We start from the raw sequence: 6,847 nt of genomic DNA, 5'->3' as shown, positions 1-6,847 counted from the left end.
TGGTAGAGCAAACGGCTGTTAACCGTTAGGTCGTAGGTTCGAGTCCTACTCGGGGAGCTTTGGCCCCATGGTCAAGCGGTTAAGACATCGCCCTTTCACGGCGGTAACACGAGTTCGAATCTCGTTGGGGTCATTGAATGCCGATGTGGCTCAATTGGCAGAGCAGCTGATTTGTAATCAGCAGGTTATCGGTTCGAGTCCGATCATCGGCTTTCACATAACTAAATTCAATCGATCAGATTATTATGTTTAGGACCTTTAGCTCAGTTGGTTAGAGCAACCGGCTCATAACCGGTCGGTCCCGGGTTCGAGTCCCCGAAGGTCCACTAGCACTGAACTAAATAGTTGATAATCTGGCCCGGTGGCTCAGCTGGTTAGAGCGCCGCCCTGTCACGGCGGAGGTCGTGGGTTCGAATCCCATCCGGGTCGTTCTGTATTTTTTAATACAGGCTTTACAAACCAGCATGTAAGTTGTATAATGCTTACTGTATCGTTTATGGGATCTTAGCTCAGCTGGGAGAGCATCTGCCTTACAAGCAGAGGGTCATAGGTTCGAGCCCTATAGGTCCCATTTCCATGAGAAATCATGAGAATGCCGGCGTGGCGGAACTGGCAGACGCACAGGACTTAAAATCCTGCGGGCTTAATCGCCCGTACCGGTTCGATTCCGGTCGCCGGCATTGCCTGAACAGGCAGCCAATTGAATATGTGTGTGTAGCTCAGCTGGATAGAGCACTTGGCTACGGACCAAGGTGTCGGGCGTTCGAATCGTCTCACGCACGTACGGAAAAGGCATTTACACGAAAGTGTGGATGCCTTTTTTGGTGTATTCTCCCATAAAATATAATTATTACTTGATTTTTTTCCAGAATTTATTATACTAAATAGTAAATGATCATTAGAAAATTTAATATCAAAGTCTGAATCAGGTGCAACGAGGTAGCTGGCAACAATGGGTGCAGTGCCTCTTTTTTTATATAAACTATTCAGACAGACAGGAGTTTTATACAATGACACAGGAAGTAATAAATACAAAATTGGACCAACTGCCTGGAAAAATCAGCTTTATTTGTGAAAATCTGCAAACAGGGGAGTACATGGGATACAGGGAAGATCGGCCGCTCATGGCAGCCAGTGTGATAAAGCTGTTTGTTATGGCATTTGCATTCCATCAGTTTGAAACGGGAGGGCTGAGACAGGATTTTTCGCTGACTATATATAAAAAAGATTGCGTTCCATCCTGCGGTGCACTTACCTATCTGCACGAAGGAATCAGCGTTACCGCTTTGGATCTGGTGACGCTGATGATTATATTCAGTGATAACACGGCTACAAATGTGCTGATTGACTTATTGGGGATGGAAAAGATTAATCAGTATATCGATTCTCTTGGATTTGAAAGGACATTCCTTAACAGAAAGATGTTTGATGTGGAAAAATCACGACAGGGGATTCAAAATTATATAACAGCGTCCGAGACAGGACGTCTGCTTAAGATGATGCATCGGGGAGAACTAGTCAGCAAAGCGGCAAGCAGACAGATGATCTCGATATTAAAGAATCAGCAGCTTCGCAGTAAAATTCCATTTTATCTTCAGGCGTTGGAAGAGAAACCGGAAATAGCCCATAAGACAGGAGAAGATCGTGGTATTACCCATGATGTTGGTATTGTTTATGGAAATGTCCCGCTCCTGTTATGCTTCTGCGGAAATGAAACAGATACTCCCGCATTTGAGCGGATTATGGGAGAATTATCGCTGCAATTATACAGTGAGGTAAATGGGTCAGGATTATAGAAAGGAATTGGGAATGAAAATTGCAAAGATAGAAACAGCAGAAGTGAACATTCCTCTTGTAACTCCATTTAAAACAGCTCTGAGGACTGTAGACAGTGTGAATGATATTGTGGTCAGAATCACCGCAGATGACGGCCAATACGGATATGGGGAAGCACCGCCTACGGCAGTAATTACGGGAGAGACAAAAGGCTCTGTCCGCTGCGCGATTGAAGAGTTTATAGCACCGGGATTAATTGGGATGGAGATAGAGAATCTGGAAGGGATCATGGGTAGGATTCAGACATCCATGGTGAAGAATACCTCAGCTAAAGCGGCTGTGGATATGGCCGTTTATGATCTGTTTGCAAAGTCCTGCGGCAAGCCGCTTTATAAAGTCTTAGGAGGCAGTAAGGGAGAGATTGAAACGGATTTAACCATCAGCGTCAATGAGACAGAGGAAATGGTAAAAGACAGTCTCCTTGCTACTGGGCAGGGGTTTCGAATACTTAAGATTAAGGTTGGTAAGGAAGGCCGAAAGGATGTGGAACGGATCAATGCCATTCGCCAGGCTGTTGGTCCAGATATTAAGCTTCGAATTGATGCAAATCAGGGTTGGACGGCGAAAGAAGCGGTGAGAATTATACAAAAGCTGGAGGATTTGGGGATTGATATGGACTTGGTGGAACAGCCGGTAAATGCTCATGATTTCGAAGGAATGAAGCTGGTAACCAGCCAGGTAGATACTCCCATTCTGGCAGATGAGAGCGTGTTTTCTGCAATGGATGCCATACATATTATCAGAGAGCGTGCGGCAGATTTGATTAACATAAAGCTAATGAAAACAGGGGGAATTTACGAAGCTTTGAAAGTCTGCGCCATAGCGGAATGCTATGAAGTAGAATGCATGATAGGCTGTATGCTGGAAAGTAAGATTGCAGTCAGTGCAGCGGCTCATCTGGCAGCTGCAAAAGGCATTATTACCAGGGCGGATTTAGACGGTCCATCTTTATGCAGTGAGGATCCGTATACCGGAGGACCCTCATTCTTGGGTCCCAGAATTTTAATGAATGCAAAGCCCGGACTGGGGATTTATAAGGTACCTGCTTTTAACGAAAATCAGTAATTAATCCAAGAGCAGACTAATCCCTGACGGGCTTAGAAATAAAAAAATGGAGGAAAATTATGAAGAAAAGAAGAGTAACAGCCAGTATTCTCTGTGTGGTTCTTGCAACAGCAACTGTACTCAGCGGTTGTGGAGGTAAAAAAGTTTCTGATAACAATACAGGAAATGCAAAAGATGGAATAAAGACAGAAGGAAGCGCAGAGCCGGCAGTTTATAAAAAGCTTTATGGAGCAGAAGCAGAAACGCTCAACTATCTCACTTCTTCGGCAGACGTGAGTCATAGAATCGGAGCAAATGTGGTTGATACTCTGGTGGAATATGATAACAAGGGGCAGATTAAACCGGGATTGGCAACAGATTGGTCTTACGACGAGGCCTCACTTACCTGGACCTTTCATTTAAGAGATGCCAAGTGGGTTGACAATACTGGCAAAGAAGCTGGAGCTGTGACTGCCCAGGATTTCGTGGATGCAATGAAGTATGAGCTGACACCTGAAAATGAAAGTGCTAATGTACAGAATTTATTTGGTATCATTGCCAATGCTGAGAATTATTATAACGGACTGGTTTATAACGGCGGTGCGGATAAAGATGGAACGATATGGCAGCCAGTTGATTTTTCTCAGGTTGGTGTAAAGGCAGTTGATGAACATACCCTTACCTATACGTTGGAAAAGGAAGTTCCCTATTTCTTATCTTCTCTGGTTTATGTGGTTTATATGCCTGCTTATGGACCCCAGCTGGAAGAATTAGGAAAGGATTTTGCGACAGCAGCAGACAAGATGTATTATAACGGTGCTTACTATCTGGAGGAATTTTCGCCTCAGGAGAAACATATTTTCAAGAAGAATTCTCTGAACTATGATGCGTCTCTGGTTTATATTGATGAGATCCAGGAAATTTATAATGCGGAATACAATACAATCGGGCCTGAAATGGTAAAAAGGGGTGAGGTGGATTACGCAGAACTCTCCTCTGATATTCTGGATGATTGGATGAGCAGTGAAGATACAAAGAATTTAATCAGCAGGGAAAGACCGAAAACCAGCTATTCCTATTTCTACTGTTTTAACTTTAATCCTCAGTTTGATGCCCAGTATGAGCCGGAGAACTGGAAAAAGGCAGTGAATAACGAAAACTTCCGCAAGGCGTTGTCATCTGCTCTAAACAAGACCAAAGAGGTTGCAGTTTTAGAGTCGGCATCTCCCGACGATTTTGTCATTAACTCCATTACTCCGCCGGAATTTACGTTTAATGGCGAAGGTACAGACTATACAAAAGTAGGGGATATGGCAAACTTAACGCAGACGTTTGACGAGAAGAAGGCAAAGGAATACAGAGATCTGGCAAAGAAAGAGCTGCTGGCCTCAGGTGTCACATTTCCTGTTAAAGTTCTGATGCCATATAATCCTTCTGAAGTAAACTGGGATAAAGAGTGCCAGGTAGTGGAACAGCAGATGGAAAGCCTTCTGGGCAATGATTTTATTGATATTATTGTGGAGGCGGGTCCTGCAGATGCATTTTTAACAGAGGTTCGAAGAAATGGTAAATTTGCATTTATGAAATGCAACTGGGGTGCGGATTATGCAGATCCTGAGACATGGACAGATCCGTTTTATCAGAAAAAGGGAGAAAACGGATACGAACTGGGCTATAAATACGGAAATATTGCGAAAGCAATCGAAGATGGAACTCCTTCTTCCGATGCGGCCCTGGAGTATTTTACGCTTGTAGATCAGGCGAAAGAAATAAAAGTGGATATCAATGCTAGATATGAGGCATTTGCAAAGGCAGAGGCAAGTCTGGTTGATCATGCATTTGTAGTTCCATTCAGCATATCTGTCAGTAAGTATTTGGCCAATAAGCTGGATGTATTTGAAGGGCAGTATGCACCTTTTGGAGTGTCCAATCTCCGGTATAAGGGACAGCATTTAAAGGATCATTTCATCTCCATGGATGAGTATAAGGCGAACAGGGATGCAAGTGAAAAATAAAGGAGTCTGAAAAACTGATGTTACAATACTTAAGTAAAAGAATTGCGCGCTCATTTATTACGCTGATTATTATTCTGACCGCTGTTTTTTGTCTTCTCCGCCTCATGCCCATAGAAGGTTATTTTCAGAACTTTGATAAAATGACACCTCAGCAGATTGAAGTAGGTTTAAAGGAAATGGGATTATACGATCCCCTTCCCCTTCAGATTGTCCATTTTTTTAAGGACCTGACTCATGGAGATCTGGGAATTTCCCGAATTTACCGGTCCAATGTACCGGTATCTGATATTCTGGCGGATAAGGTTCCGGTATCCATTAAACTGGGGATCTGGTCTATGGTCGTGTCGCTTCTCGCAGGACTTCCCATGGGAGCTTTAATGGCAAGGTATCAGTACCGCTGGTTTGATAGGATCGGTACATTTTTCATTGTTTGTATTCAGGCGGTTCCGGCTGCAGTCTATTTCCTTTATATTCAGCTGTATGGGACTCAGCTTATTCATGTCGGGCTTCTGTTTGAAATTGATGATCCCAAATACTGGATTCTTCCGGTAATCTCTATGTCTCTGGGGAATATTGCTTTTTATGGGATGTGGCTGAGAAGATATATGATTGATGAAAGCAATAAAGATTACGTGAGATTAGCAAAGGCAAAGGGACTGTCTGAGGGAAAGGTCATGTTCAGACATATTTTCCGCAATGCCTTTGTACCACTTGTCCAATATATTCCTACTGCCTTTCTAAATACAGTGATCGGTTCTATTTATATAGAATCTCTGTACAGCATTCCAGGGATGGGCGGCCTGCTGGTGACAGTGATTAAAAAGCATGACAATGCCATGGTACAGGGGATTGTGCTTTTGTATGCCTGTGTAGGTGTACTGGGACTGCTTCTCGGGGATCTTATGATGGTGATGCTGGATCCCAGAATCAGTCTTGGCAGGAAAGCAGGTGACAGATGATGAAGCAATTTTCTTACCGGCATACAAAAGAAGCGGAACTCATTGACAATATGAAGGAAGCAGAGTTGTTTACGTTTGGGGGATATAATGAGGCCGAGACTGAGAAAACGGGCTTTAGTAATTATTCTTACTGGAACAGTACACTTCACGCTTTTTTGAAAAACCGCATGGCCTTTGCGTTACTTGTGCTGCTAATGCTGCTTCTGGTATTTACGTTTGTTCAGCCGTATCTTCCGGGGCAGTATGACCCCAACCTGATCATCAATGATGCCAGCGGTATTCAGTTTCGTAATGTTCCGCCTGGTAAACAGTTCATTCTGGGAACCAACTCCATCGGCCAGGATTTATGGGCACGGATCTGGTCAGGGACAAGGACGTCTTTGTTTATCGGCTTATCGGTTGCACTGGCGGAGGCTGTGATTGGAATTACAGTAGGGGTAATATGGGGCTATGTCAGGAAGGCGGACTTTATTCTGACTGAGATTTATAATATTATTGATAACATCCCAAATACCATCATTTTAATTCTGATTTCTTACATATTAAAGCCCAGCGTGAAGACGCTGATATTTGCCATGTGCCTTACGGGATGGATCCAGATGGCAAGATTTATCCGCAATCAGATACTGATTATCAGAGACAGGGATTATAATGTGGCAAGTCGTTGTCTTGGGACGCCTGCTGCCAAAATTATTGTAAAAAACCTTCTGCCTTATCTGGTTTCTGTCATTATGCTTCGTATGGCGCTTACCATTCCTGCAGCCATTGGCAATGAAGTGTTTATTACCTATATCGGTCTGGGACTTCCGGTTAATATTCCCAGCCTTGGAAATCTAATCAATGAAGGCAGGGTGCTCATTACCAGTCCGGCTCTGCGCTATCAGCTGATTTATCCTACGATTATCCTGTCCTTTGTAACTATCTCATTCTATATCATCGGCAATGCGTTTTCTGATGCCGCTGATCCGAAGAATCACATATAAGGAGGCAGCC

General features: G+C 43.6%; 5 protein-coding genes and 7 tRNA genes. All 12 read left to right on the top strand.

What is annotated here, in order from left to right; translation table 11 throughout:
- Positions 1-61: 61 nt before the first annotated feature.
- Positions 62-133: transfer RNA gene (locus RZO55_RS11890), tRNA-Glu, on the top strand.
- 6 nt (positions 134-139) lie between these two features.
- Positions 140-212: transfer RNA gene (locus tag RZO55_RS11885), tRNA-Thr, on the top strand.
- A 40-nt stretch (positions 213-252) separates the two neighbouring features.
- Positions 253-326, top strand: a tRNA-Ile gene (locus tag RZO55_RS11880).
- Positions 327-355: 29 nt separating this feature from the next.
- Positions 356-429: transfer RNA gene (locus RZO55_RS11875), tRNA-Asp, on the top strand.
- Positions 430-498: 69 nt separating this feature from the next.
- Positions 499-571: transfer RNA gene (locus RZO55_RS11870), tRNA-Val, on the top strand.
- 23 nt (positions 572-594) lie between these two features.
- Positions 595-680: transfer RNA gene (locus RZO55_RS11865), tRNA-Leu, on the top strand.
- A 28-nt stretch (positions 681-708) separates the two neighbouring features.
- Positions 709-782, top strand: a tRNA-Arg gene (locus tag RZO55_RS11860).
- A gap of 228 nt (positions 783-1,010) precedes the next feature.
- Positions 1,011-1,796, top strand: a complete 786-nt coding sequence (locus RZO55_RS11855; protein WP_318064492.1) for a serine hydrolase — start codon at positions 1,011-1,013, stop codon at positions 1,794-1,796.
- Between the two features lie 13 nt (positions 1,797-1,809).
- A complete protein-coding gene (locus RZO55_RS11850) occupies positions 1,810-2,901 on the top strand; it encodes a dipeptide epimerase (protein WP_318064501.1) in 1,092 nt (363 codons plus the stop codon).
- A gap of 59 nt (positions 2,902-2,960) precedes the next feature.
- The gene (locus RZO55_RS11845; RefSeq protein ID WP_318064491.1) at positions 2,961-4,895 is read left to right on the top strand and encodes a peptide ABC transporter substrate-binding protein; all 1,935 of its coding nucleotides are present in this window, start codon (positions 2,961-2,963) and stop codon (positions 4,893-4,895) included.
- 17 nt (positions 4,896-4,912) lie between these two features.
- On the top strand, positions 4,913-5,854 hold the full coding sequence (locus RZO55_RS11840; RefSeq protein ID WP_318064490.1) for an ABC transporter permease: 942 nt from the start codon (positions 4,913-4,915) through the stop codon (positions 5,852-5,854).
- On the top strand, positions 5,851-6,837 hold the full coding sequence (locus RZO55_RS11835) for an ABC transporter permease (RefSeq protein WP_318064489.1): 987 nt from the start codon (positions 5,851-5,853) through the stop codon (positions 6,835-6,837). The genes RZO55_RS11840 and RZO55_RS11835 overlap by 4 nt, the downstream gene beginning before the upstream one ends.
- Positions 6,838-6,847: the final 10 nt, after the last annotated feature.

It is taken from the genome of Clostridium boliviensis (assembly GCF_033342255.1).
Classification (GTDB): domain Bacteria; phylum Bacillota; class Clostridia; order Lachnospirales; family Lachnospiraceae; genus Lacrimispora; species Lacrimispora boliviensis.
This window is presented reverse-complemented; position numbering and strand designations above follow the sequence as displayed.

Excerpts from the sequence above, each read along its gene's own strand:
- RZO55_RS11855 (WP_318064492.1), top strand. The coding sequence starts at position 1,011 with ATGACACAGGAAGTAATAAATACAAAATTGGACCAACTGCCTGGAAAA.
- RZO55_RS11850 (WP_318064501.1), top strand. The coding sequence starts at position 1,810 with ATGAAAATTGCAAAGATAGAAACAGCAGAAGTGAACATTCCTCTTGTA.
- RZO55_RS11845 (WP_318064491.1), top strand. The coding sequence starts at position 2,961 with ATGAAGAAAAGAAGAGTAACAGCCAGTATTCTCTGTGTGGTTCTTGCA.
- RZO55_RS11840 (WP_318064490.1), top strand. The coding sequence starts at position 4,913 with ATGTTACAATACTTAAGTAAAAGAATTGCGCGCTCATTTATTACGCTG.
- RZO55_RS11835 (WP_318064489.1), top strand. The coding sequence starts at position 5,851 with ATGATGAAGCAATTTTCTTACCGGCATACAAAAGAAGCGGAACTCATT.